At 71.0% G+C, this 24,533-nt stretch carries 24 protein-coding genes and 1 tRNA gene; 15 read left to right on the forward strand and 10 right to left on the reverse strand.

Annotation, left to right across the window (positions count from 1 at the left end; translation table 11 throughout):
* Positions 1-38: 38 nt before the first annotated feature.
* The 5 genes from mscL to ACZ6CL_RS00460 all read right to left on the reverse strand — a co-directional run bounded on the left by mscL (position 39) and on the right by ACZ6CL_RS00460 (position 4,474).
* The gene (mscL, locus tag ACZ6CL_RS00440) at positions 39-530 is read right to left on the reverse strand and encodes a large conductance mechanosensitive channel protein MscL (RefSeq protein ID WP_468929280.1); all 492 of its coding nucleotides are present in this window, start codon (positions 528-530) and stop codon (positions 39-41) included.
* 93 nt (positions 531-623) lie between these two features.
* A complete protein-coding gene (locus ACZ6CL_RS00445; protein WP_468929282.1) occupies positions 624-1,337 on the reverse strand; it encodes an RcpC/CpaB family pilus assembly protein in 714 nt (237 codons plus the stop codon).
* A gap of 194 nt (positions 1,338-1,531) precedes the next feature.
* Entirely contained in the window at positions 1,532-2,380 is an 849-nt protein-coding gene (locus ACZ6CL_RS00450; RefSeq protein WP_468929285.1) for an S-methyl-5'-thioadenosine phosphorylase, read from the reverse strand.
* A 97-nt stretch (positions 2,381-2,477) separates the two neighbouring features.
* Positions 2,478-2,855 (reverse strand): FmdB family zinc ribbon protein, encoded by a 378-nt coding sequence (locus ACZ6CL_RS00455; RefSeq protein WP_468929288.1) that lies wholly within the window; start codon positions 2,853-2,855, stop codon positions 2,478-2,480.
* A gap of 110 nt (positions 2,856-2,965) precedes the next feature.
* Positions 2,966-4,474 carry a potassium/proton antiporter gene (locus tag ACZ6CL_RS00460; RefSeq protein ID WP_468929291.1) on the reverse strand — a complete coding sequence of 503 codons (1,509 nt, stop codon included), beginning with the start codon at positions 4,472-4,474 and terminating at the stop codon, positions 2,966-2,968.
* A 336-nt stretch (positions 4,475-4,810) separates the two neighbouring features.
* On the opposite strand from ACZ6CL_RS00460, the gene ACZ6CL_RS00465 reads away from it, so the two are divergent.
* Positions 4,811-7,579 carry a penicillin acylase family protein gene (locus ACZ6CL_RS00465; RefSeq protein WP_468929293.1) on the forward strand — a complete coding sequence of 923 codons (2,769 nt, stop codon included), beginning with the start codon at positions 4,811-4,813 and terminating at the stop codon, positions 7,577-7,579.
* 172 nt (positions 7,580-7,751) lie between these two features.
* Here ACZ6CL_RS00465 and ACZ6CL_RS00470 read toward each other — a convergent pair whose 3' ends face one another.
* Complete coding sequence (locus ACZ6CL_RS00470; protein ID WP_468929296.1) at positions 7,752-8,354, reverse strand: 5-formyltetrahydrofolate cyclo-ligase; 603 nt, start codon at positions 8,352-8,354, stop codon at positions 7,752-7,754.
* A gap of 73 nt (positions 8,355-8,427) precedes the next feature.
* Here ACZ6CL_RS00470 and galU point away from each other — a divergent pair, with 73 nt between their 5' ends.
* From galU to ACZ6CL_RS00505, 7 genes are all read left to right on the forward strand, one after another.
* Positions 8,428-9,330 (forward strand): UTP--glucose-1-phosphate uridylyltransferase GalU, encoded by a 903-nt coding sequence (galU, locus tag ACZ6CL_RS00475; protein WP_468929298.1) that lies wholly within the window; start codon positions 8,428-8,430, stop codon positions 9,328-9,330.
* Between the two features lie 4 nt (positions 9,331-9,334).
* Positions 9,335-10,669, forward strand: coding sequence for a molybdotransferase-like divisome protein Glp (gene glp, locus ACZ6CL_RS00480; protein ID WP_468929300.1), 1,335 nt, complete (start codon positions 9,335-9,337; stop codon positions 10,667-10,669).
* Positions 10,670-10,731: 62 nt separating this feature from the next.
* Positions 10,732-11,214 (forward strand): cyclic pyranopterin monophosphate synthase MoaC, encoded by a 483-nt coding sequence (moaC, locus tag ACZ6CL_RS00485; protein WP_468929303.1) that lies wholly within the window; start codon positions 10,732-10,734, stop codon positions 11,212-11,214.
* Positions 11,211-11,801: a MogA/MoaB family molybdenum cofactor biosynthesis protein gene (locus ACZ6CL_RS00490; protein ID WP_468929306.1), complete on the forward strand. Its 591-nt coding sequence runs from the start codon at positions 11,211-11,213 to the stop codon at positions 11,799-11,801. The genes moaC and ACZ6CL_RS00490 overlap by 4 nt, the downstream gene beginning before the upstream one ends.
* Entirely contained in the window at positions 11,798-12,421 is a 624-nt protein-coding gene (locus ACZ6CL_RS00495; protein WP_468931189.1) for a GNAT family N-acetyltransferase, read from the forward strand. Before ACZ6CL_RS00490 ends, ACZ6CL_RS00495 begins: the two co-directional genes overlap by 4 nt.
* A 142-nt stretch (positions 12,422-12,563) precedes the next feature.
* A complete protein-coding gene (sepX, locus tag ACZ6CL_RS00500) occupies positions 12,564-13,745 on the forward strand; it encodes a divisome protein SepX/GlpR (protein WP_468929310.1) in 1,182 nt (393 codons plus the stop codon).
* 75 nt (positions 13,746-13,820) lie between these two features.
* Positions 13,821-13,894: transfer RNA gene (locus ACZ6CL_RS00505), tRNA-Ala, on the forward strand.
* 83 nt (positions 13,895-13,977) lie between these two features.
* Here the strand turns inward: ACZ6CL_RS00505 and ACZ6CL_RS00510 are convergent.
* Together ACZ6CL_RS00510 and ACZ6CL_RS00515 are read right to left on the reverse strand one after the other, a co-directional pair.
* Entirely contained in the window at positions 13,978-14,385 is a 408-nt protein-coding gene (locus ACZ6CL_RS00510) for a tyrosine-type recombinase/integrase (protein ID WP_468929313.1), read from the reverse strand.
* A gap of 32 nt (positions 14,386-14,417) precedes the next feature.
* Positions 14,418-15,875: an ice-binding family protein gene (locus ACZ6CL_RS00515; RefSeq protein WP_468929315.1), complete on the reverse strand. Its 1,458-nt coding sequence runs from the start codon at positions 15,873-15,875 to the stop codon at positions 14,418-14,420.
* Between the two features lie 324 nt (positions 15,876-16,199).
* Between ACZ6CL_RS00515 and ACZ6CL_RS00520 the strand changes: the two genes are divergently transcribed.
* Together ACZ6CL_RS00520 and ACZ6CL_RS00525 are read left to right on the forward strand one after the other, a co-directional pair.
* Positions 16,200-16,862: a LysE family translocator gene (locus ACZ6CL_RS00520; RefSeq protein WP_468929318.1), complete on the forward strand. Its 663-nt coding sequence runs from the start codon at positions 16,200-16,202 to the stop codon at positions 16,860-16,862.
* Positions 16,863-17,072: 210 nt separating this feature from the next.
* Positions 17,073-18,236, forward strand: a complete 1,164-nt coding sequence (locus ACZ6CL_RS00525) for a trypsin-like serine peptidase (protein ID WP_468929319.1) — start codon at positions 17,073-17,075, stop codon at positions 18,234-18,236.
* 59 nt (positions 18,237-18,295) lie between these two features.
* Here ACZ6CL_RS00525 and ACZ6CL_RS00530 read toward each other — a convergent pair whose 3' ends face one another.
* Positions 18,296-18,844 (reverse strand): GNAT family N-acetyltransferase, encoded by a 549-nt coding sequence (locus ACZ6CL_RS00530; RefSeq protein WP_468929322.1) that lies wholly within the window; start codon positions 18,842-18,844, stop codon positions 18,296-18,298.
* A 64-nt stretch (positions 18,845-18,908) separates the two neighbouring features.
* Between ACZ6CL_RS00530 and ACZ6CL_RS00535 the strand changes: the two genes are divergently transcribed.
* Entirely contained in the window at positions 18,909-19,712 is an 804-nt protein-coding gene (locus ACZ6CL_RS00535) for an exodeoxyribonuclease III (protein WP_385444414.1), read from the forward strand.
* Here the strand turns inward: ACZ6CL_RS00535 and ACZ6CL_RS00540 are convergent.
* Entirely contained in the window at positions 19,706-20,458 is a 753-nt protein-coding gene (locus ACZ6CL_RS00540) for a MerR family transcriptional regulator (RefSeq protein ID WP_468931192.1), read from the reverse strand. The genes ACZ6CL_RS00535 and ACZ6CL_RS00540 overlap by 7 nt on opposite strands.
* Before the next feature lie 168 nt (positions 20,459-20,626).
* Between ACZ6CL_RS00540 and ACZ6CL_RS00545 the strand changes: the two genes are divergently transcribed.
* The 4 genes from ACZ6CL_RS00545 (at position 20,627) to ACZ6CL_RS00560 (ending at position 24,430) form a co-directional block, all read left to right on the forward strand.
* On the forward strand, positions 20,627-22,153 hold the full coding sequence (locus ACZ6CL_RS00545; RefSeq protein WP_468929325.1) for a flavin-containing monooxygenase: 1,527 nt from the start codon (positions 20,627-20,629) through the stop codon (positions 22,151-22,153).
* A complete protein-coding gene (locus ACZ6CL_RS00550; RefSeq protein WP_468929327.1) occupies positions 22,150-23,121 on the forward strand; it encodes an alpha/beta fold hydrolase in 972 nt (323 codons plus the stop codon). The genes ACZ6CL_RS00545 and ACZ6CL_RS00550 overlap by 4 nt, the downstream gene beginning before the upstream one ends.
* Complete coding sequence (locus ACZ6CL_RS00555) at positions 23,118-24,023, forward strand: SDR family oxidoreductase (protein WP_468929330.1); 906 nt, start codon at positions 23,118-23,120, stop codon at positions 24,021-24,023. The genes ACZ6CL_RS00550 and ACZ6CL_RS00555 overlap by 4 nt, the downstream gene beginning before the upstream one ends.
* Positions 24,024-24,145: 122 nt before the next feature.
* On the forward strand, positions 24,146-24,430 hold the full coding sequence (locus tag ACZ6CL_RS00560; protein ID WP_468929333.1) for a hypothetical protein: 285 nt from the start codon (positions 24,146-24,148) through the stop codon (positions 24,428-24,430).
* Positions 24,431-24,533 lie beyond the last annotated feature (103 nt).

Here is a 24,533-nt window from a genome sequence, read left to right on the forward strand (position 1 = left end):
AAGCCCCTGACGGCGCACGATGCCGATCAGGCGCTCGGCTAGGCGCTGGGGCCGCCTTCGCGCCGGGCCACCAGCTCGTCCCGGATCTCGCGGAGCAGCGTGAGCTCCTCGGCCTCCGTCTCGGCCAGCTCCTCCTCGGTCTGCTGCTCCTTGGCGGCCTTGCGCGCCAGATAGCGCGACATCGGCAGCACCATCAGGAAGTACACGACCGCCGCGGTGATGAGGAAGGTCAGCACGGCCGACAGCATGCTGCCCCACATGATCGGGATGCCGTGCACCACCTCGCCCGCCGCGTTCGTCTCGCAGGGCGCCTCGAGGCAGGAGCGGTACTTCTCCAGGTCCTTCGTGCCGAAGGCGCCAACTATGGGGTTGATCAGTCCCTTCACCACGGAGTTCACGACAGAGGTGAAGGCGGCTCCGATGACGACCGCGACCGCGAGGTCGATCACATTGCCGCGCATCAGGAAGGCTTTGAAGCCCTCCCAGACGCTCTCCTTCTGCTGCGTCTCGGTCTTCGTCTCTTCGCTCAACCCTCTGCCTTTCTCTCGCCGCGACGGTGCTGGTGCGGACGGTTCCGCAACCTACACCGGCGCCGAGCAGGCCCAAGAGGTGAGGCATGTGTGTCAGGAGCGGCACAGTGTCACCGCCAGACGTGAGGTGGCCTCGGCTCCCGCGAGCGCGGCGGCGGCCGCGCGCGGCACTCTGAGGACCACCAGCGCCCCGCCGTCCGCCGGGCCGCCGCCGTCGAGCGCCCCGGAGCCCGGCTCGCCCGCCTCCGGGGAGCCTCCGGCTCCCGGCGGTCCGCCGCCCCTGAGACCGGGGACGGAGGCCACCCGGACCCCGCGGGCGACCATCCGCGCCGGGGCATCGGACCCGCGGCGCCGGACGGCGTCGGGCGCGGGCGTGGCCAGCACGTCCACCCGGTCGCCGGGACTCAGCAGCCGCACCGCCGCCGCGTCGGAGATCCGGACCGGGGCGGACACCATGGCGGGGCGCGGCGGCTCGTACCGGCCCCCGGCCGGGGCGGCGGAAGCAGGCTCCGGGCGCGCCGATCCCTGACCGGACGGTGCCGCGGCCGCGAGCGCGGCGGCCGTCAGCGCCAGCCCGGCCGCCATCGAGCGCCGCCGTCGCCGCGCGGACCGCCGCAGCCGGTATCTGCCGTCGCGAGCCACCCGCACCGGACCGAAGCGCGGCACCGCCCGGGCCGGGGGAGTGGCACGGGTCAGCGGAGCAGAGCCGGGGGAGAGGGGAGCGGGAAACGGGGACGCGGGGGACGGGGGCGCGGGAAACGCGGACGCGGACGCGGAGGCCGGGGACGCGGGGAACGGATGGGACATGGCACAACACCGCCTGCCGTGAGGAGCCAGGAGCTTCTGGGCCCCTTCACCATGCCCGGCCCCACCGGATCGCGCTGGGGCCTGTGGACGGCCGCCGCCTTGTGGACAACTCGGTCCCCCACACGAGCGCGCCCCGCGCTGGTACGCCCCCTGTCAGTGCGCTCCGTACCAGCGCGGCCCCGCCAGCCCAGCCGCTACGGCAGGTCGATCCCCAGGTCCCAGCCGTCGTGCCCGTGCGTGCACAGGCAGTCCCGCTCGGCGTTGTCCGGAAGGCCGCTCACCGCGTCGAAGAGCACCTCGCGCAGCCGCCCGACGTTCTCGCCGAACACCTTCATCACCTCGGCGTGCGAGACGCCCTCACCTGTCTCCACTCCCGCGTCCAGATCGGTGACCAGCGTCAACGACGTGTAGCACAGCTCCAGTTCACGGGCGAGGACCGCTTCCGGATGTCCGGTCATCCCGACCACCGACCAGCCCTGCGCGGCATGCCAGCGCGATTCCGCGCGAGTGGAGAAGCGCGGCCCTTCGACCACGCACATCGTCCCGCCGTTCACCGGCTCCCAGCCGCGTCCGCGCGCCGCCGTCACCGCGACCTGCCGCCCCACCGGGCAGTACGGATCGGCGAAGGTCGTGTGCACCACGTTCGGAACCCGCCCGTCCGGCAGCGGCTCACCGTCGAAGTAGGACTGCGTACGTCCCTTGGTGCGGTCCACGAGCTGGTCCGGCACCAGCAGCGTCCCCGGCCCGTACTCCGGCCGCAGCCCGCCCACCGCGCACGGTCCGAACACCTGCCGCGCCCCGACCGCGCGCAGGGCCCACAGGTTGGCGCGGTAGTTGATCCGGTGCGGCGGCAGATGGTGCTTGCGGCCGTGGCGGGGCAGGAAGGCGACCCGCCGTCCCGCGATGTCTCCGAGGAAGAGTGAATCGCTCGGAGCCCCATAGGGAGTCTCTACGGTGATCTCGGTCACATCATCGAGGAAGGCGTAGAACCCCGACCCTCCGATGACCCCTATGTCTGCTTGTGTGCTGCTCGTCTCAGCCATGCGATCACCCTAGCCAGCCGGCGCTGACCGCGTCCGCACGCACCGCGCCCCCGCGGCTTCCCGGGAGGGAGCGGCGGGGGCGCGGTGACGTGTGCCGTCAGGCGGCCGAGCTGGTGCTGCTCGACGATGACGTGGTCGACGAAGAAGATGTCGACGAGGAAGACGAGGAGGACGAAGACGACGACCCCGAGGAGCTGTCCGAGGAGGAGGACGAGGACGACGAGCTCTTGTCCGATGACGAGTCGCTGTCACTCTTCGCCGCGGGCTTCGCCGAGCTCCCGCTCGAGCCGCTGGACGAGGACCGGCTGTCATTCCGGTAGAAGCCGGAGCCCTTGAAGACGATGCCGACCGCGGAGAACACCTTCTTCAGGCGCCCCTGGCACTCGGGGCATTCGGTGAGCGCGTCGTCGGTGAACTTTTGCACCGCTTCGAGGCCCTCGCCGCACTCGGTGCACTGGTACTGGTAGGTCGGCACGTACTTCCTCCTGGCACTCTCACTCATTGAGTGCTAACGACGCTCCATAGTGCAGCATTCCGGCCCGCCAGTCCACTGCGGTACGGCGGACGGTGACCTACGCCACGCCATCAGCCGCCACCGGTACCCAGCCAGCCCGCCAGCTTGCCGCCCCGGCCGACCGCCCGCAGTCGCTGTTCGGCCGCGTCCCGCACCGGGTCGGTGGCTACCACCAGGAGTTCGTCGCCGCGCCGCAGCACGGTCGACGGGAGCGGTACGAAGCTGGCGCCGTCCCGGACGACGAGGGTGACCGCGGCCCCGGGCGGCAGCCGCAGCTCGGCGACCTCCACGCCGTGCATCCGGGACTCCCTGGGGATCGACACCGACAGCAGATGCCCGCGCAGCCGCTCCAGCGGCGCCGATTCGATGCCGAGGTCCGCGGTGCCCTCCGTCTCCTCCAACCGCAGCCGGGTGGCGAACCAGGGCAGTGTCGGCCCCTGGATCAGGGTGTAGATGATCACCAGGACGAAGACGATGTTGAAGATCCGGCGGCTGTCGGGCACCTCGCCGACCATGGGGATGGTCGCGAGCACAATGGGCACCGCGCCGCGCAGCCCGGCCCAGGACAGCAGGGCCTTCTCCCGCCAGGCGACACGGAACGGCGCCGTGCTCACCAGCACCGACACGGGCCTGGCGACCACGGTCAGCACCAGACCGACGACGACGCCCGGCCAGATGTCGTCGGCTAGTTCGTGCGGCGTCACCAGCAGTCCGAGCAGGACGAACATGCCGATCTGGGCGAGCCAGCCGAGCCCCTCGGCGAAACCCCGGGTAGCCGGCCAGTGCGGCAGCTTCGCGTTGCCCATGACGAGCGAGGCGAGGTAGACGGCGAGGAAGCCGGAGCCGTGTGCCAGCGCGCCGCCCGCGTACGCGACGACCGCGATGGCCATCACCGCGATCGGGTACAGACCCGAGGCGGGCAGGGCCACGCGGCGCAGACCGTACGAGCCCAGCCAGCCGATCGCGAGACCGATCGCCGCGCCGATCGCCAGCTCCAGCGCGATCAGGCCGATCATTTGGTACCAGGGGTCGATCGGGCCCTGGCTGGAGAAGGCGACCACCAGGATCACCACCGGGGCGTCATTGAAGCCCGATTCGGCCTCCAGGACACCGGTCAGCCGCTTGGGCAGCGGCACCTTGCGCAGCACGGAGAAGACCGCCGCCGCGTCCGTGGACGACACCACCGCGCCGATGATCAGCGCCTGCCGCCAGTCCAGCCCCACCACATAGTGCGCCGCCGCCGCGGTGACCCCCACGCTCACCGCGACGCCCAGCGTCGACAGCGCGGCGGCCGTCGGCAGCGCGGGTTCGATTTCTCGCCACTTGGTGCCCAGGCCGCCCTCGGCCAGGATCACCACCAGCGCGGCGTAGCCGATGACCTGCGTCAGTTCGGCGTTGTCGAAGGTGACGCCGAGCCCGTCCGTGCCCAGGGCGACGCCCATCCCGAGGTAAAGCAGCAGGGTGGGAAGCCCGCTGCGGGAGGAGAGCCGTACGGCCGCCACCGCGACGAGCAGGACGAGAGAGCAGACCAGCAGCAGTTCATTGAGGTGGTGGACAGTCAGGGGCCGAACCTTTCTCACGTGAGCGGCGGGACCTTCGGGGACGAGATGAACGGTTCCCGGCCGACCGGAACTTCATTGCCTTACCTAACATTTTACGGGTTCTTGACGCGGGCCTTCCACGCGGGCCGCCCGCGGAGGTGCGGGAGGCCCGGTCCGGAGTCCGGTGGCGCGGTCCGGTGAGGCGGTCCGGTGACCCGGCCCGGGTGGCCGGTGGCGCGGTCCGGGGAGCGCCGGTGGCCGGGTCGGGGTGGCCGGTGGACGGCGTCAGTCATGACTCCGCGTAGGGGCGGCGACAGCCCTGCGCCTATGGTTGCTCCAGCACTCCAGGATCACCCTGCCCCTCGAAGGACAGCGATGCCCGCCAACACAACCGGCTCTTCTCCTAAGAAGAAGAGCCGACGTCTCCGCCTGATCGTGATCGCAGTCGTGCTGCTGCTCCTGGGGGGTACCGGTTTCGGCACGTACTGGAGTATCAGTACCGTGCGGGCCTCTTTCCCGGAGACCACGGGGTCGCTGCAGGTCAAGGGTCTCGCCGACCCCGTCCAGGTCAAGCGCGACGGCAATGGCATACCCCAGATCTACGGCAATTCACCTGAAGACCTCTTCCGCGCCCAGGGCTTCGTCCAGGCGCAGGACCGCTTCTGGGAGATGGACGTCCGCCGTCATATGACGTCCGGTCGGCTCTCGGAGATGTTCGGTTCCAGCCAGGTGGAGACCGACGCGTTCCTGCGCACCATGGGCTGGCGCCGGGTGGCGCAGCAGGAGTACGACACCAAGCTGTCGCCCGCCACCAAGAAGTATCTGCGGGCCTACTCCGACGGCGTCAACGCCTACCTCAAGGACCATGAGGGCAAGGCGCTGTCGGTCGAGTACGCGGCGCTGGGCTTCCAGAACGACGGCTACAAGCCCGAGAAGTGGACCCCGGTCGACTCGGTCGCCTGGCTCAAGGCCATGGCGTGGGACCTGCGCGGCAACATGCAGGACGAGGTGGACCGCGCGCTGGCGTCGAGCCGGCTGAGCGCCAAGCAGATCGAAGAGCTGTACCCGTCGTACCCGTACAGCCGGAACAAGCCGATCGTCCAGGGCGGCGCGCTCAACGAGGCCACCGACGAGTTCGACCCCAAGGCGACGTCGACGGGCACCACGGGCAACGCGGGGTCCGCCGGCACGGTGAACGGGGGCGGGGCCACCGGAGCGGCCCAGGGTCTGCAGAGCCAGCTCACGTCCATGTCCAAGACCCTGGAGAAGGTCCCGGCGCTGCTCGGCCCCAGCGGAAGCGGCATCGGCTCCAACTCGTGGGTCGTCTCCGGCCGGTACACCACCACCGGCAAGCCGCTGCTCGCCAACGACCCGCATCTGGCGCCCCAGCTGCCGTCCGTCTGGTACCAGATGGGCCTGCACTGCAATCAGGTCAGCAGCAAGTGCCCGTTCGACACGGCGGGATACACCTTCTCCGGAATGCCCGGCGTGGTCATAGGTCACAACCAGGACATCAGCTGGGGGATGACCAACCTGGGTGCCGACGTCAGCGACCTCTACCTGGAGAAGGTCAACGCGACGCACTACCTCTACGACGGCAAGCAGGTCCCGTTCCGCAGCCGTGAGGAGACCATCAAGGTCGCGGGCGGCAAGAGCCGCACGATCACGGTACGCAGCACCAACAACGGGCCGATCGTCTCCGACCGGGACGACGAGCTGACGAACGTCGGCAAGAACGCGCCGGTCGGCAGCGGGGCCGACGACGTGGCCCCCGACCGCGGCGACGGTTACGCTGTCTCCCTGAAGTGGACCGCGCTGTCGCCGTCCAACAGCATGGACGCGGTCTTCGGACTGAACAAGGCCCGGAACTTCGACGACTTCCGCGAGGCGGCCCGGGATTTCGCGGTCCCCTCCCAGAACCTCATCTACGCCGACACCAAGGGCAACATCGGCTACCAGGCGCCGGGCCGGATCCCGGTGCGCTCCAAGGGCGACGGCCGCTACCCGGCGCCCGGCTGGGACTCGCGCTACCGCTGGTCGAAGTCCATCCCGCAGTCGGCGCTGCCCTGGGAGTACAACCCGGACCGCGGCTTCATCGTCACCGCCAACCAGGCCGTCATAGACAAGAAGAAGTACCCGTACCTGCTGACCGACGACTGGGGATACGGCGCGCGGAGCCAGCGCATCACCGACCTGATCGAGTCCAAGATCAAGGACGGCGGGAAGATCTCCACGGACGACATGCAGACCCTGCAGACGGACAACAGCAGTGAGATCGCCAAGGTGCTGACGCCCTATCTGCTGAAGATCAACATCAAGGACCCGTTCGTCCGCGAGGCCCAGAAGCTCCTGGAGGGCTGGGACTACACCCAGGACGCCGACTCGGCGGCCGCCGCGTACTTCAACTCCGTCTGGCGCAACACCCTGATGCTCGCCTTCGGCGAGAAGATGCCCAAGGAGCTGCGGGTCAAGGGGCAGTGCCTGCGGGTGCGCCCGGCCGGGGACTCCGGTCCGATCGAGGACCTGGACGGCAACACCCGGCTGGTCCGCGAGTGCGGGACGCGCGACGCCGACCAGGCCCAGCCGGACGGCGGCGACCGCTGGTACGAGGTCGTACGGAAGATCCTCAAGGAGCCGGGCAGCGACTGGTGGAAGACCGCGGGCACCCGCAACCAGCGAGGCGCGACCAACCGTGACGAATTGCTCGCCGAGGCAATGAAGGACGCGCGCTCCGAGCTGACCGCCAAGCTGGGCAAGAACATCAACACCTGGAGCTGGGGCCGGCTGCACCGGCTGACGCTGAAGAACCAGACGCTGGGCACCGCGGGCCCGGGGGTCGTCCAGTGGATGCTCAACCGCGGCCCGTGGGACCTCGCGGGCGGTGAGGCGGCGGTCAACGCGACCGGCTGGAACGCGGCGGGCGGCTACGACGTCACCTGGGTGCCGTCGATGCGGATGGTCGTCAACCTCGACAACTTCGACAAGTCGCGGTGGATCAACCTCACCGGTGCCTCCGGCCACGCCTACAACGAGCACTACACGGACCAGACCGAGAAGTGGGCGAAGGGCGAGTTGCTGCCCTGGGCGTTCAGCAAGACCGCGGTGGACAAGTCGACGGACGATCAGCTGGCCCTCACCCCCTGAGGCCGCAGACGGCCCGCTACGGGCCGCTCCCGCCCCCGGCCCGGGGCGGGGGCCCGCGAACCTCCCGGCCCCGCCACAGCGCCTTCGGGCGCCCGTGGCGGGGCCGTCGCGTTGCCGGGCAGGGCTGCTGCCGGGAGCGCGTTGACGTGCGGGGCTGTCCGCCGGTGGGGGCTCAGTGGGTGAAGCGGTGCGCTCCCGACGGCGTCACCGCCGCGTGCACCGGCCGGTCGTGGGGTTCCTCCGGGACCGCGTCCAGCAGCTCGCCGTCGTACAGCAGCACCACCAGCGCGGGGTCGGCCCCGGCCCGTGCCAGCCGGGCCAGCACCCGGTCGTACGAACCGCCGCCGCGCCCCAGTCGCATACCGCGCCGGTCCACCGCGAGCCCCGGCAGCAGGACCGCGTCCGCCCGGGTGACCGCCTCCGGGCCCAGCCGCGGCCCGCCGGGCTCCAGCAGCCCCCGTCCGGCGTGCACCAGTCCGTCCGGGCCCTCGTCCGCGCCCCAGTCGAGATCGTTGTCCGGCAGCAGGACGGGGAGCAGCACCCGTACGCCCCGCGCGCGCAGCCCGTCCCGCAGCGCGCGCGTACCGGGCTCGCGCCCCACTGAGACATAGGCTGCCACGGTGTCCGCCCGGGCCAGTTCCGGCAGCTCCAGCGCGCGACACGCCAGGGAGGCCCCGGCCGCCTCGATGTCATCCGCAGTCAACCCGGACCTCACCGTCAGGAGACGTCTCCGCAACGTGGGCTTACTAGCGTCAGGGGTGCTCACTGAGTGCACATACTTCCTGTCTCATGTCATATTCACCGTATCCTCATCAATTGCCTAAAAGGCACCGGATAAGGTTCGGGACATGACTCAATCGCGTACTCGGATCAGCAAGGCTGTCATCCCTGCCGCGGGCCTCGGAACCCGCTTCCTCCCGGCCACCAAGGCCACCCCGAAGGAGATGCTGCCGGTCGTCGACAAGCCGGCGATCCAGTACGTCGTCGAGGAAGCCGTCACCGCCGGCCTGTCTGACGTTCTTATGATCACCGGTCGCAACAAGCGGCCCCTGGAAGACCACTTCGACCGCAACTACGAGCTCGAAGAGGCCCTGACCCGCAAGGGCGACGAGACCCGCCTCGCCCGCGTCCAGGAGTCCAGCGACCTGGCGACCATGCACTACGTCCGGCAGGGCGACCCCCGGGGCCTCGGTCACGCCGTGCTGTGCGCCGCCCCGCACGTGGGTGACCAGCCCTTTGCCGTCCTCCTCGGCGACGACCTCATTGATGCCCGCGACCCGCTTCTGGCCCGGATGGTCGAGGTACAGGAGCAGCACGGCGGCAGCGTCATCGCCCTGATGGAGGTGGATCCCGCGCAGATCCACCTCTATGGCTGCGCCGCTGTGAAGCCCACCCTGGACGAGGGCGTCGTCCAGGTCACCGGACTGGTCGAGAAGCCCGACCGGGCCGACGCGCCCAGCGCGTACGCGGTCATCGGCCGCTATGTGCTGGACCCGGCCATCTTCGACGTGCTGCGCCGCACCGAGCCCGGCCGCGGCGGCGAGATCCAGCTGACGGACGGGCTCCAGGCACTCGCCTCGGATCCGGACCTCGGAGGCCCGGTGCACGGCGTCGTCTTCAATGGCCGGCGGTACGACACAGGCGACCGTGGCGACTATCTGCGTGCCATTGTCAGACTCGCGTGCGAACGTGAGGACCTGGGCCCGGACTTCCGGGAATGGCTTCGCAGTTACGTCACCGAGGAGATGTAGCACTTTGAGCAGCACCGCGGCACGGGCCGCCGATCAGGGCACGAGCGAGGGCCGGGAGCGTCACCGGGTCTGGTCGGTGGCCGAGCATCTCGACGACATCCTCGGGCACATCCACCCGCTGGACCCCATCGAGCTGCAGCTGCTGGACGCCCTGGGCTGCGTCCTGGTCGAGGACGTCACCGTGCCTGCCGCCCTCCCGCCCTTCGACAACAGCTCGATGGACGGCTATGCCGTCCGCACGGCCGACGTCGGGGCGGCGACGGGGGAGCACCCCGCGGTGCTGACCGTCGTCGGGGACATCGCGGCGGGCAGCGGTGAGCTGCCCGCCGTCGGCCCCGGCGAGGCTGCCCGGATCATGACCGGCGCCCCGCTGCCGCCCGGCGGCCAGGCCGTCGTCCCGGTCGAGTGGACCGACGGCGGACTGGACGACGGACCGGTCAGCGGCATGCCCGCCCGCAGCTCGGACCCGCGCGGCGGCAGCGGCCTGGTGCGGGTCTTCCGGCCGGTCCGGGACGGGCAGCATGTGCGCACCCGGGGCAGTGACGCGGGTGCGGGAGAGCTGGCGCTGAGCGCCGGTACGGTCCTCGGGGCGGCACAGATCGGGCTGCTGGCTGCCATCGGCCGGGCCACGGTCAGGGTCCGCCCGCGGCCCCGCGTCGTGGTGCTGTCCACCGGCAGCGAGCTGGTCCAGCCCGGTGAGGAGACCGGGCCCGGCCGCATCTACGACTCCAACAGCTACCAGCTCACCTCCGCCGCCCAGGAGGCCGGGGCGATCGCCTACCGGGTGGGCGCGGTCGCAGACGACGCCGGGACGCTGCGCTCCACCGTCGAGGACCAGCTGAGCCGCGCCGACATCGTCGTCACCAGCGGCGGAGTCAGCGTCGGCGCGTACGACGTGGTCAAGGAGGCGATGCACGAGGTCGAGTTCCGGACCGTGGCCATGCAGCCCGGCAAGCCCCAGGGCTTCGGGCGGGTCGGCTCCGACCGGACTCCGCTGCTCGCCCTCCCCGGCAATCCGGTCAGTTCGTACGTCTCCTTCGAGCTGTTCGTACGACCGGTGATCCGCACCATGCTGGGCGCGGGCCTGGTCCACCGCACCACCGTGCGGGCCGACTGCCCGGACGGCATCGCGTCCTCGCCGGAGGGCCGGCGCCAGTTCCTGCGGGGCTGGTACGAGCCGTCGGCGACGGCGGGCGAGCCGGGCACGGTCGCCCCGGTGGGCGGCGCCGGATCGCATCTGATCAAGGCCCTCGCCCGGGCCAACGCACTGATCGTGATCCCCGAAGACGTGGCCGAGGTCGCCCCCGGGACCGAGGTGGACGTCGTCCTTCTCGCCTAGCCGGGGGCTACGGCGGGTACGGTGTCGTCGCACAGAGCCACCTGGCCCGGACCGGGAGAACGATGAGCAGCGCCCAGGACCACCTCACCCATATCGACCCGGCGGGCGCGGCGCGCATGGTCGACGTCTCGGCCAAGGACGTCACCGCGCGCACCGCCCGCGCGAGCGGCCGTGTGCTCGTGGCGCCGCGCGTCGTCGAACTGCTCCGGGGCGAGGGCGTCCCCAAGGGGGACGCCCTCGCGACCGCCCGGATCGCGGGCATCATGGGCGCCAAACGCACCCCGGATCTGATCCCGCTGTGCCATCCGCTCGCCGTGTCGGGCGTGAAGGTCGACCTCACGGTCGCCGATGACGCGGTCGAGATCATCGCCACCGTGAAGACCACCGACCGTACGGGCGTCGAGATGGAGGCCCTGACAGCGGTCTCGGTCGCCGCCCTGACGGTGATCGACATGGTCAAGGCCGTCGACAAGGGCGCGGTCATCACCGACGTACGGGTGGAGGAGAAGACGGGCGGCAAGTCCGGCGACTGGAGTCGGGAATGAGCGCCCCCACCGCCCCTGCCGGTCCTGGCACCCCTGACGAGGCGTCGCGGTACCGCGCCCTGGTCGTCACGGCCTCCAACCGCGCCGCCGCCGGGGTCTACCCGGACAAGGGCGGCCCGCTGATCGCCGAAGGGCTGACCGCGCTCGGCTTCGCGGTCGACGGCCCGCGCGTGGTGCCCGACGGCGACCCGGTGGAGGCCACGCTGCGGGAGGCGGTGGTCGCCTCGTACGACGTCGTCGTGTCCACCGGCGGCACCGGACTCACCCCGATGGACCGCACCCCCGAGGCCACCCGCCGGGTGCTGGACTACGAGATCCCCGGCATCGCGGAGGCCATCCGCGCCGAAGGGCTCGCCAAGGTGCCCACCGCCGCGCTCTCCCGGGGGCTGGCCGGGGTCGCGGGGACGACCCTGATCGTCAACCTGCCCGGCTCGACCGGAGGCGTCCGCGACGGCCTCGCGGTGCTCGGGCGGCTCCTCGTGCACGCGGTCGACCAGATCCACGGCGGCGACCACCCCCGACCCGCCGGACCCGCAGACGCAGCCGATGCAGCCGATGCCGCCGGTCCCGCCGGGAGCGCGAGCTGAACGCGCCCTGGCCGGTCGTGCTGGCGGATGGTGACACGGTCCTGCGCCCCATAAAGCTGCGCGACCAGCGCGTCTGGCGTGAGGTCAACCAGCGCAACCGGGAGTGGCTGCGGCCCTGGGAGGCGACCATCCCGCCGCCCGCCCCCGGCGGCCCCGTCACCCAGCGGCCCACCTACCGGCAGATGGTGCGCCATCTGCGCGCCGAGGCGCATGCCGGGCGGATGCTGCCGTTCGTCATCGAGCACCAGGGGCGGCTGGCCGGGCAGTTGACGGTCGCCGGGATCACCTGGGGATCGATGTGCTCGGGCCATGTCGGCTACTGGGTCGACCAGGCGGTGGCCGGGCGCGGCGTCATGCCGACCGCGGTCGCGCTCGCCGCCGACCACTGCTTCCGCACCGTCGGACTCCACCGCATCGAGGTGTGCATCCGGCCGGAGAACCTGCCGAGCCGCCGGGTGGTGGAGAAACTGGGATTCCGCGAGGAGGGACTGCGGCCGCGCTATCTGCACATCGACGGCGCGTGGCGCGACCATCTGGTCTTCGCACTCACCGTGGAGGAGCTGTCGGAGGGAGTGCTCGCCCGGTGGCACCGGACCCGACCAGGGGCATCGCAGAAATAAAAACTCTGTTCGATTACATTGGGCCCATTCCCAGCCTGGTCATCCCAACAATCACAAAAAACTTTCGAGATATCAGCCAGATCGTGCGACACACCGCGCCAATTGGCAGATGGCCTCATGCGGACCCCTCTACCGTGTGAGCGTGAGTAGTAGTGGCCTCATCTACGCAGTCATCGTCGGGGCCTGGGCCGCCTATTTGGTGCCGATGTGGCTCCGTAGGCAGGACGAGCTCAATGAGGCCCGTCCGACGGAACGCTTCAGCACCGCCATCCGGCTGCTGTCCGGACGGGCGGGCATGGAGCGCCGTTACGCCAAGGGGCTGGAGGACCGAGAGCGCCCGGGTACCCCGGATGACCTGGCGGTACGTACCGCCCAGGAGACGGACGCCCCCGATGCCGGGGGTCGCTCCGCCGACCCGGAACGCCACTCCGTCGACCCGGAAGCCGTCACCGACGCGGTCGACGTCCGGGCCTTCGCCGAGCCCGTGACCTTGCTCGCGCCCGCTCCCGACGGTCCGGACGCGCCGCAGGCGGACGGCGGGGCCGCGGCCCCGGCTGCCCCGGCCGCCTCCACCGCCTCCACCGTGGCCAGCGCGCTGGAGCGCGGGCGGCGCGCGCGGGTGCTTGCGCGCCGTCGCCGCACCACCGTGATCCTCTTCGTCGCCTTCACTGTCGGCGCGGTCGTCGCGGCGGTCGGCGGTCTCGCCTTCCTGTGGGCCCCGGCCATTCCGGCCATACTGCTCAGCGCGTACATCGCCTACCTGCGAGCCCAGGAGCGCCGCCGCTTCACGTTCACCATGGACCAGCGCCGTGCCGAGCAGGCCGCGCAGCGGCTCCGGGAGCGCCGCCCGCGCAGCCATCCGCCCGCCGACGGTCCCTCCGCCGACGACCGCCCCGCAGAGCCGCCCGCCCCGGCCGAGGCCGAGCCCGCCGGTGCCCCGTCTGCCTCCTCGCACGCGGCCGGGCGCCGCGCCCTGGTCGAACAGACCGACCACGCGGAGTGGGTGGATCAGGAGCGCGAGCGCGAGCGCGGCCCGGCCGCCGGGGAGGGCTGGGATCCGGTGCCGGTCCCGCTGCCGACGTACGTCACGGCGCCCGTCGCCCCCCGCGCGACCGGCAGCGTCGACCTCGCGGCCCCTGACGCCTGGAGCTCCGCCCGCTCCAGCACCGTCGACCCCGTCCCCGTCCCGGACCCGGCGCCGCACGCCGAGCCCGACCCCGGCCAGGGCTCCACGGCCCCGTCCCGCACGCCCCGGGAGCGCGGTCGCACCCCCCTCTTCGACCAGTACGCGGACGAGGACCGGCCCCGCGCCGCCAACGAGTGACGCGCACTCCATTGACCAGCGGGGAACGGATTTCCAAGCACCCCGCGGGGGATGCTAGAGTTTCACTCGTTGCAAGGGCCTGTGGCGCAGACTGGTAGCGCACCTCGTTCGCATCGAGGGGGTCAGGGGTTCAAATCCCCTCAGGTCCACAGCAGCTCAAAGCCCCCGCCGGGGAAACCTGGCGGGGGCTTTTTGGTGCCGTACAGCAGCGAAGGACAGCAACTGCTTCCGACTACTTCCGATCGTGTTTGCCCAGGTGCTTGCCGAGCCGCCGCAGCGCCTTGCGGGTGGCTTCGGACGGGACGTGCGTGTAGATCTCCATGGTCACCGCGATCTTGCTGTGCCGGAGGATCTGCATCGCGATGCGCGGGTGCACGTCGAGTGCCGCGAGCAGCGACCCACAGGTGTGACGCGTGTCATGCAGCCGGATCCGGCGGATGCCCGCCTTGGCGGACCGGTCGGCGAACGAGCGGTTGAAGTTGCGCGGCTCGATCGGGGTTCCGTAGCGGGTGGCATCGCTGGGCCCCCGGATGGTGTGTCCGGGGGCCCAGGCGGTCGAACGGCGGACAGGAACGGTGCACCGGGCGGTGACCTCTGCGATGGTCTTAATGCCGTCGCCTCTCCGCTCCTTGCTCTTCACTCCCTACGAAGAGGGGACCGGGATTCTCAGGATTAGCACGTCCGATGAGCCCGTACTGCCGCGCTCCTGAAGAGGGCGCAATCGTCGTCGTGGCTTTCGTACAGCGGCGGCGGCCCATCGCAGTCGCTGCCGTGGCCGTGGCCGTGGCCGTGGCCGTGGTCGTGGCCCTTGTCGTGGCCGTGGCCGTGGCCGTCGTGGTCACCCGGAGTGCAGGGATTCCCAGGACCACCCGGTCCCGGAGGTCCGGGAGGCCCGGCAGGCCCGGCAGGTCCGGCAGGTCCGGCGGGTCCAGCAGGTCCGGCAGGTCCAGCAGGTCCAGCAGGCCCGGCCGGTCCGGCCGGTCCGGCCGGGCCCGTGGGCCCGGCTTGGCCTGTTGGTCCAGGGGCTCCTGTCGGGCCAGCGGCTCCTGTCGGGCCAGCGGCTCCTGTCGGTCCTGCGGCTCCTGTCGGTCCTGCGGGTCCCGCTGCTCCATTGGGTCCAGGGGCTCCAGGCAGGCCGGGGATGCCGGGGGCGCCGGGGGCGCCGGGGGTGCCGGGGGTGCCGGGGGCGCCGGGGGCTCCAGGTGCTCCGGGTGCTCCAGGTGCTCCGGGAGTGCCGGGGGTGCCGGGCGGACCGGGCGGACCAGGCGGACCAACGGCGCAGGCTGCCCTCGTAATGAAGTTGTTGTCCAGCGTGACCGCGCCATTACGCGCGAGGGCCCGGCCTTCGATCACTGCGCCGGTCTGCACCGTGATGGACGTCAGGGCCAGGATGTTGCCCTTGAAGAAGGAATTGGTTCCGAGCGTGGCGGAGCTGCCCACCTGCCAGAACACGTTGCATGCCTGGGCTCCGTTGACGAGCAGCACGTTGCTTGCTGATGCTGTGGTCAGAGTCGAGGCCATCTGGATGATGAAGACGGCGTTGGGGTCGCCCTGGGCGTCGAGTGTGACTGTCCCGGTGAGTCCCAGAGACGATGTGGATTTGTAGACGCCGGGCGTCAGTGTTGATCCGCCGAGATCGCCTGAGACCGAGGCCCCGGGGCCCCGGCTGGCCGCGTCGTTGTAGGCGATAACGAGGTCGGACTTCGCCTGGGCGGCGGCGGCGTCGGCTGCGTGAATCGACCCGTTGACGATTCCGGGCGGAAAGCCGGTCACCGCGGAGCCCGGGCTCACCCCGAGGTCGCCGTTGACGACGGTGGGGGTGATCGTATTGGTGACTGTTGAACCGGCGAGGACCGCGTAGCTGGTGGCGGTGCCCAGTTGCACGGGGGCTTGCGCGGCGCTTGCGGGGCTTGAGTGCATGGTGACCGCTGCCAGCAATGCCACTCCGGGGAGCAGGGCAAGGGCTCGCTTGATGCGAATGCGTTTACGTCCTCTGCCTGGTGGGGCGGACTGCATGGTGTCCACTGCCATGGCATGACCCTCCTTGTCGTGGTTGAGCTCAGCCCCCGGCAGGGGACCCCGAGCGCGCTCGTGAGTACTGGTCAGGCGAGAGCCGCCCCCTGCGCGCATCGACGTCTGTGGGCGCCGCCCAAGCAGGGGGCCTCAGTTCGGCTGCTCACGGCAGGTGGTGACGAACCGTTACTCACTTAAGCGCACCAATAGCATCATAGGAATGAAAAAGCACCAAAGAACTGAAAGGGTGAATTAAGTGGGTGATAAGAGAAATTCATCCGTTCGCTCTGGTGTGTCGCCGGGCAGGCCTCAGCAACCACCCCGCCTGTAGTTCGCATCGAGGGGGCAGGGGTTCAAATCCCCTCAGGTCCACCGCAGCTCAAAGCCCCCGCCGGGGAAATCCGGCGGGGGGCTTCGCTTGTGAGGGGTTAATCTCCGGGCATGCTCACATCAGCTCTGGCCTTCGCGGGTGTTGCCGCGCTCATCAATGTGACTCCGGGGCTCGACACCCTGCTCGTGCTGCGCACGTCGGTGGCCCATGGGCGGAACGCCGGGCTGGCCGCGTCGCTCGGGATCCTCGCCGGTTGTCTGGTGTGGGGGTTCGCGACGGCGGTCGGGCTTACGGCGCTGCTCACAGCTTCGCGTGTGGCGTACGACACGCTGCGGGTCGCCGGGGCGGCGTATCTGGTGTGGCTGGGGGCGTCGGCGCTGTGGCGGTCGCGCCGGGCGGCGGCGTCGGAGGTGGAGCCGGAGCAGGCCGGTCCGGAGTCGTTGGGCGGGTCGGAGCCGCGCGGGCGGTGGGCGGCGTTCCGTGCGGGGGTGGGGACCAATCTGCTCAATCCCAAGGCGGGGGTCTTCTATATGAGCCTGATTCCCCAGTTCACCCCGGACGGTGCCTCGGTGTTCACCTCGACCCTGGTGTTCACCGCGATCGACATCGTCGAGCTGGCGCTCTGGTACTGGGTGGTCTCCGGTGCCGCGTCCGCGCTGAGCGACCGGATCCGGCGGCCCGCGTTCCGGCGCCGGATGGAGCAGGTGAGCGGGGTGGCGTTCTTCGGGTTCGCGGCGAACCTCCTTGTGGAGGGTGGGCGCAAGACGGCGTGACGCGGCCGTCGCGGGGGCGTCCTGACGGGGCGTCCGATGTCAGGGAATCGTGCTGACACCGTTCTTGTTGTGTGCGGGCCGTGAGACGGGTGATGGCCCTGGCGAGAGGCACCGGCATAGTGGGGACGTCCTGGAATGGATATGGCGCGAAAGCGCCGCCGCATGAACTCCGCACAGCAGAACAACAGCACCACAGGGGGATAAGGCGCCATGCCACTCATACGCCGTTCCACGGCGGCGGCCGCCGCCGTGGCCGCACTGCTCATGGTCACCGCCTCGGCCTGCGGGTCGAGTGAGGACGAGGGCGGTTCCGAGTCGGGTGCGACGGCCGCGGCCGGTCAGCAGGGCGACAACGGGATCAAGCTGCCGGAGGGCGTTCCGACGAGTCTGGACGACCTGAAGGAGTGGAAGGAGGGCGGGTGGAAGAACTGGGACAAGTGGGCGCGTGACGCGTCAGATTTCGCCAATCCCGTCATCAAGAACTTCTGGCAGCCGTCCCGGATGTCCAAGGCGAAGGACTCGCCCAACACGCTCTCCACGCAGAGCGCGGGCGAGGGCCAGGCCGCGACCGATCCGGAGCCGCCCGCCGTACCGGCCAAGCAGGTCTCGCGGCCGTACCACCAGAACATGGCGCCGGTCGGGAAGGTGTTCTTCGACAGCCCCGAGGGGCCGATGGTCTGCTCGGGGACGGTCGTCGAGGACCCGGCTCACCCTGGCAAGTCGAACCTGGTGTGGACCGCGGGCCACTGTGTGCACTCCGGCAAGAAGGGTGGCTGGATGCGCAACATCGTGTTCGTGCCGTCGTACAACGACGACGGGCTGCCCGCCGCCAAGGCGGAGACCGCGGCCCAGCGTGAGGTCACCCCGTACGGCGTGTGGTGGGCCGACTGGTCGCAGACCTCGTCGCAGTGGATCGACACGGGCGGCAAGACCGGCAACACGGGCTCCACGTACGACTTCGCGGTGCTGCACGTGAAGCCGGAGAACAGCGGCGGCAAGTCGCTGCAGGAGACGGTCGGGGCCGCCGTGCCGGTGTGGTTCGGGGCGCCGTCGGCGGACAAGGTCAGCTCGATCGGGGCGTACGGCTACCCGGCCGCGCCGCCCTACGACGGGGCGAAGATGTTCAACTGCACCAGCAGGCCGGGCCGGTTGTCGTTCACGCCGACCACGCCGACCATGTACCGCATCGGCTGCTCGATGACCGGCGGCACCTCCGGTGGCGGCTGGTTCCTCAACCGTGGAGGGAAGACGGTGCTGGTGTCGAACAGCTCGATCAGTTCGAACGAGCACACCTGGCTCGCCGGTCCGCATCTGGGGGCCGAGGCGAAGGGCGTGTTCGGCGCCATGAGCAAGAAGTTCGCCGCCAAGGGCTGAGCCCTGGTCGGCGTGTGGCGGAACCCGCTCCGGGGGCGGAGCGGGTTCCGCCCTTCCGTTCATCCGCGCGGTGAAGGCGCGTCACATGCGCCCGGCCGGTCCTTCTGGTGAACGGCGGTGTCCTCCGGGAGCGCCAGCGGCTTGCCGAAGCAGCGGCTCAGCTCGTCGAAGCGGTACAGCCCGAACTTCTTCACCAGCTCATAGCCCGATGAGGTGTACAGCGCGATCGCCTCGGGCTGTTTGACGCCGGTCTCCAGCACCATGCGCGTGCGCCCCGCCGCCCGGGCGCTGTCCTCCAGCGCCGCGAGGATCAGGCGGGCCAGGCCGCGTCCGCGCGCCTCGTGAATGACGAACATCCGCTTCAGCTCGGCGTCCCCGTCCTCGTACCCCTCGTCGTTCCGATCCTGGCTGCGCCAGCCGCCGGTGGCCACGGGTCGGCCGGTCTCGTCGTAGACGATGAGGTAGAGGCCGTGGGGCGGGTCGAACTGGGTCACGTCCAGGGGGGTCATGTCCCCCTCGTCGTCGTAGCGCTCGGCGTACTCCGCCTGCACCTCGTCATTGAGCCGCACCGCGTCGGGGTGATCAAAGCGAACCGCTCGGATATTCATGCGCTGGATCGTACTTCTATGCGACTGGGGCGGCATCGGAATTTCCATGTCGTATCGTGCCGTAGTGCTCTCCGTGACGACCGTGAATGTGAACGGGCTGCGTGCCGCCGCCAAGAAGGGCTTCGTGTCCTGGCTGGACGGTACCGCGGCCGATGTGGTGTGCCTCCAGGAGGTGCGCGCCGAGCCGCGCGAACTGCCCGAGGCCGTGCGCGAGCCGGACGGCTGGCACGTGGTGCACGCCCCGGCGGCGGCCAAGGGCCGGGCGGGGGTGTCGGTGTACGCGCGGCGCGAGCTGGAGGGCGTACGGGTCGGCTTCGGCTCCTCCGAGTTCGACGGCAGCGGCCGCTACGTTGAGGTCGATCTGCCGGGTGTGACGGTCGGCAGCCTGTATCTGCCCTCCGGCGAGGTCGGAACCGAGCGGCAGGACGAGAAGGAACGCTTCATGGCGGAGTTCCTTCCGTACCTCAAGGAGCTGCGCGAGCGGGCGGCGGCCGATGGGCGCGAGGCGCTGGTGTGCGGCGACTGGAACATCGCCCACCGGGAGGCCGACCTGAAGAACTGGAAGGCCAACCGGAAGAAGTCCGGGTTCCTGCCGGAGGAGCGCGCGTGGCTGTCGCGCGTCTTCGAGGAGGCGGGGTACGTGGACGTGGTGCGCGCGCTGCACCCGGACGTCGACGGCCCGTACTCCTGGTGGTCGTACCGGGGCAGGGCCTTCGACAATGACGCGGGCTGGCGCATCGACTACGAGGTGGCCACCCCCGGCCTCGCCGGGCGGGCGCTGAAGGCGGTCGTGGAGCGGGCCCCGGCATACGACCAGCGGTGGAGCGACCACGCCCCGGTGACGGTCACCTACGGCGCCGCTCACTGATCCGGCGGCGGGCGCCCGGCGTCGTCCGCGCGCTCGCCCGCCCGTTCCTCCAGGCCGGACCGCAGCCGGCGGTCCATGGCCATCGACAGCTCGGCGTCCACGACGCTCTTCGCGAGCGGCCTCAGCCGCTCCAGGGTCTCGCCGATCTCCTCGCCGCGCTTCCGGGCGTCCGCCAGCACATGGCTGATCAGCAGTGTGGCGAAGGTCTCGGCGATGGCGTCCACATGCTCCCGGACCTCGCGCCCGGCAGCGAGGACGGCCGACAGCGGGATGCCCTGGTCGACCAGGGCGCGCGAGGTGTCCAGCAGGCGGCGGCTGATGTGCACGATGTCGTCGCCATCGACCGCGAGATAGCCGATGTCGAGGGAGACGGTGAGGTTCTCCGCCGTGGCCTCGCTGTCGAAGTAGTCGGCGAGCGCTTGCGGGGTGAGCCGGACCGGTGTCTCCTCGGACCAGGACGGAAGGCCGCCGTCCAGCCCCAGCAGTTCGCCGACGTCCCGCCGCCCGCTCTCGAACGCGGCGATCAACTCGGCGATCCCGCCCAGGGTGTGGCCGCGCTCCAGCAGGGCGGTGATGGTCCGCAGCCGGGCCAGGTGGTGGTCGTTGTACCAGGCGATACGGCCTTCCCGGCGGGGCGGCGGGATCAGTCTGCGCTCGCGGTAGAAGCGCAGGGTGCGCACGGTGATCCCGGCCTTCTCGGCCAGTTCCGTCACCCGGTACTCGCGTACCTGGTCCGCTTCACTCATCGCCACAGCAGCAGCCTATGTCGAGGGCGGTGGGGTGTGACCGCCGGTAACTGAGTTATCCACAGCCCCTACCGCTCACCGGGTCCCTGTCTTACGCTCCCATCGTGCCAGTGAACGCTGGCACGGTTTCGAGGAGTTCGAGCAGTTCGAGCGGCGGGAGGCGGCGGCATGGCGGCTGGGCTGACGCGTGAGCATGTGCGGGTGGCGGTGATCGGGTCCGGATTCGGGGGGCTGGGCGCTGCGGTGAGACTGCGCCGCGCGGGCATCACCGACTTCGTGGTCCTGGAGCGGGCCGGTGCGGTCGGCGGGACCTGGCGGGACAACAGCTACCCGGGCTGTGCCTGCGATGTCCCGTCCCATCTCTACTCCTTCTCCTTCGCCCCCAACCCCGACTGGCCACGCGCCTTCTCCGGGCGGCGGCACATCCACGCCTACCTGGAGCGGGTCGCCGACACTTTCGGGCTGCGACCACACGTGCGCTTCGACGCCGAGGTGCTCGCCCTGCGCTGGGACGGCGCGGCGCTGCACTGGGAGATCGAGACCGCGCGCGGGCCGCTGACCGCCGATGTCGTGGTGAGCGCGACCGGCCCGCTCTCCGATCCGAAGATCCCGGACATCCCGGGGCTCGACGGTTTCCCCGGCAAGGTCTTCCACTCCGCGCGCTGGGACCACGGCTATGACCTGCGCGGCAAGCGGGTCGCGATGGTCGGCACCGGCGCCTCGGCCATCCAGATCGTGCCCGAGATCCAGAAGGAGGTCCGAAGGCTCACCCTCTTCCAGCGCACCCCGCCCTGGGTGCTGCCGCGCATGGACCGCCGGATCACCGGTGCCGAGCGCTGGCTGCACAGCAGGCTGCCGGTATCCGGGGCGCTGCGGCGCGGGCTGCTGTGGGGGATCCGGGAGTTGCAGGTCGGAGCGTTCACCAAGCGGCCGTCCGAGCTGGGATTCGTGGAGCGGCTGGCCGGGGCGCATATGCGGCGGGCCATCAAGGACCCGGTGCTGCGGGCCAGGCTGACCCCGCGCTACCGCATCGGCTGCAAGCGCATCCTGCTGTCGAACGACTACTACCCGGCGCTCGCCCAGCCGCATGTGGAGGTGGTCGGCGGGCTCAAGGAGATCCGCGGCACCACGCTGGTCGGCTCCGACGGCACCGAGACCGAGGCCGACGCGATCATCTTCGGCACCGGCTTCCACGTCACCGACATGCCCATCGCCCAGCGCGTCACCGGGGCCAGGGGCACCACGCTCGCGGAGGAGTGGAAGGGCGGCATGGAGGCGCTGCGCGGTGCCAGCGTGGCGGGCTTCCCCAACTTCCTGACGATCATCGGTCCCAACACCGGGCTCGGTAACAGTTCGATGATCCTCGTGATCGAAGCTCAGCTCACCTATCTGACCGACTATCTGCGGCAGTTGGACGGCCTCGGCGGCAAGGCCGCCCTGGACGCCCGGCCGTCGGCGGTCCGTGCCTACAACGACAGGATTCAGGAGAGGATGAAGCGCACCGTGTGGAACTCGGGTGGCTGTGACAGCTGGTATCTGGACGACAACGGCCGTAACACGACCCTGTGGCCGGGCTCCACCGGCGAGTTCACCAGGGCCACCCGGCATGTGCGGCTCGCGGAGTACGACGTGCTGCGGCAGCGGCCCGGAGCCGGTCAGGGCGCCGAGTCGGCCGCGGGGAGGGGATCGCGGTGAGGCGCACCCCCTACGTCACCTCCGGGCCGTATGCCCCGCCCGGCGGCGCGCACGAGCTGACCGTCACCTCGGCGGACGGCGCCCGGCTGCACGCGGAGCTGTACGGGCCCGACGATCCCCTCGCCCCCGCTGTCGTCCTGGTGCACGGCTGGACCTGCTCGACCGCCTTCTGGGCGCCGGTCCTGCGCGAACTGGCCGCCGATCACCGGGTGATCGTGTACGACCAGCGCGGCCATGGCCGCAGCACCGCCCCCGGCCCCGGCGGCTACCGCACGGACACGCTCGCCGACGACTTGGAGGCGGTGCTGGAGCAGACCTTGGAACCGGGCCGCCGGGCCGTGGTCGTGGGTCACTCGATGGGCGGGATGACGGTGATGGCCGCCGCCGGGCGCCCGGCACTGCGCGAGCGCGCCGCCGCTGTGGTCCTGTGCAGCACCGGCGCCTCCCGGCTGGTCGAGCGGGCGCGCGTGGTGCCGCTGCGCTCCGAGCGGGCACGGGCGCGGATCCATCGCGCGATCCTCGGCGCGCGCGTTCCCATGGGGCCGGTCACACCCGTCGCCAAGCGCCTGCTGCGGTACGGGACGATGGGCCCGGGCGCCGCGCCCGCCATGGTGGAGGCGTGCGCGCGCATCGTGCACGCGTGTCCCCGCCTCGTGCGCGCCGGGTGGGCGCATGTCATGGGCGACCTCGACTTGGACGCCCGCGTCGGCCTGCTGACCATGCCCGCCGCCGTCATCGTCGGCACCGCCGACCGGCTGACCCCGCCCGAGCACGCCCACGCCATAGCGGCCGCGCTGCCGCGGTGCACCGGCCTCACCGAGCTGCCGGGGCTCGGCCACATGACCCCGGTGGAGGACGCCGGGGCGGTGAGCGGCGTGATCCGCCGCCTCGCCGCGGAACACGGGGCGGCTTCACAGGACTCCGTCGCCGACCGCGCCCCCCACGCAGTCGAGGGGCGGACGCCATGAGCGCGCGCAGGAGTCTGGAGGGCCGGGTCGCGGTGGTGACCGGCGCGGCACGGGGAGTCGGCGAGCTGCTGGCCCGCACCCTGTCCGCGCGCGGCGCCAGGGTGGCGCTGGTGGGTCTGGAACCGGAGGAGCTGAAGCGGGTGTCGGGGCGGCTGCCCACCGATTCCGATCACTGGCACACCGATGTGACCGACTCGGAGGCGATGACCCGGGTCGCGGAGGAAGTGGTGGCGCGCTTCGGCACGGTGGACATCGTCTGCGCCAACGCCGGGGTGGCCACCGGCGGTCCGTTCCTCGATACCGACGAGACGGCCTGGCGGCGGGTTGTGGAGGTCAATCTGCTGGGCAGCGTCACCACGGCCCGCGCCTTTCTGCCCGCGCTGATCGCCAGCCGTGGCCATCTGCTGCAGATCGCCTCGCTCGCCGCGCTCGCGCCCGCGCCGATGATGACCGCGTACTGCGCGTCCAAGGCGGGGGTCGAGGCGTTCGCGCACTGTCTGCGAGCCGAGGTGGGCCACCGGGGGGTCACGGTCGGCGTCGGTTATCTCAGCTGGACCGACACCGACATGGTGCGCGGCGCCGACCGGGACGAGGTGATGCGGGAGTTGCGGTCGCGGATGCCGTGGCCCGCGGGGCGCACGTATCCGCTGGGCCCGGCCGTGGAGCGGCTCGTCGCGGGGATAGAGCGCCGCTCGGCCCATGTGTACGCGCAGTGGTGGCTGCGCGGGATGCAGCCCATACGCGGCTATCTGCCCGCGCTGATCGGGGCGGTGGGGCGGCGTGAGATGCGCCGGGTCGAACCCCGGCTGGCGGCCACCCGCGGGCAGCGCGGCCATCTCGTGGGCGAGGGCGGCGCGGCGGACGAGCGGGCGCGCACCGCCCGTACGCAGCGTCACCGGTAACCCTCTGTCAACCATGCTGACCTGGGAATTCGATAGATGTGGTCGATCGAAAATGCGGAGTATGTCCCTGCGTGTAACTCTGGTCGGGCCCGATCCCTTTCACCCAATGAGGAGTGACGCAGATGGGGAAGGACGAATTCAGCGAGAAGGCCCAGCAGGCCAAGCGCAAGGCGCAGGGCCAGCAGAGCCAGCAGAGCCAGCAGAGCCAGCAGACCCAGCGTGGTCAGCAGGGGCAGCGGGGCCAGCAGGCACAGCAGGAGCAGCGAGGCCAGCGGGCGCAGCAGGAGCCGCGCCGCGACCAGGACCGGCCCGAAAGCCGAGAGCAGGCCGAACGCATGGGCCGGGAGCGCCGTCAGCAGGGCATGGGCGACGAGAGGCGGGACCAGGAGCCGTTCGAGGAGATGTAAGTCGTCTCGTCGGCAGGTTCCTTGGCGGGCTCGTCGGCGGGTCTCTCGCCGAAGGGCTCGCGGAGAGTGTGCGCGAGGGGGCGCATCCGTCAGGGGATGCGCC

The organism is Streptomyces sp. NPDC041200, from assembly GCF_055591805.1.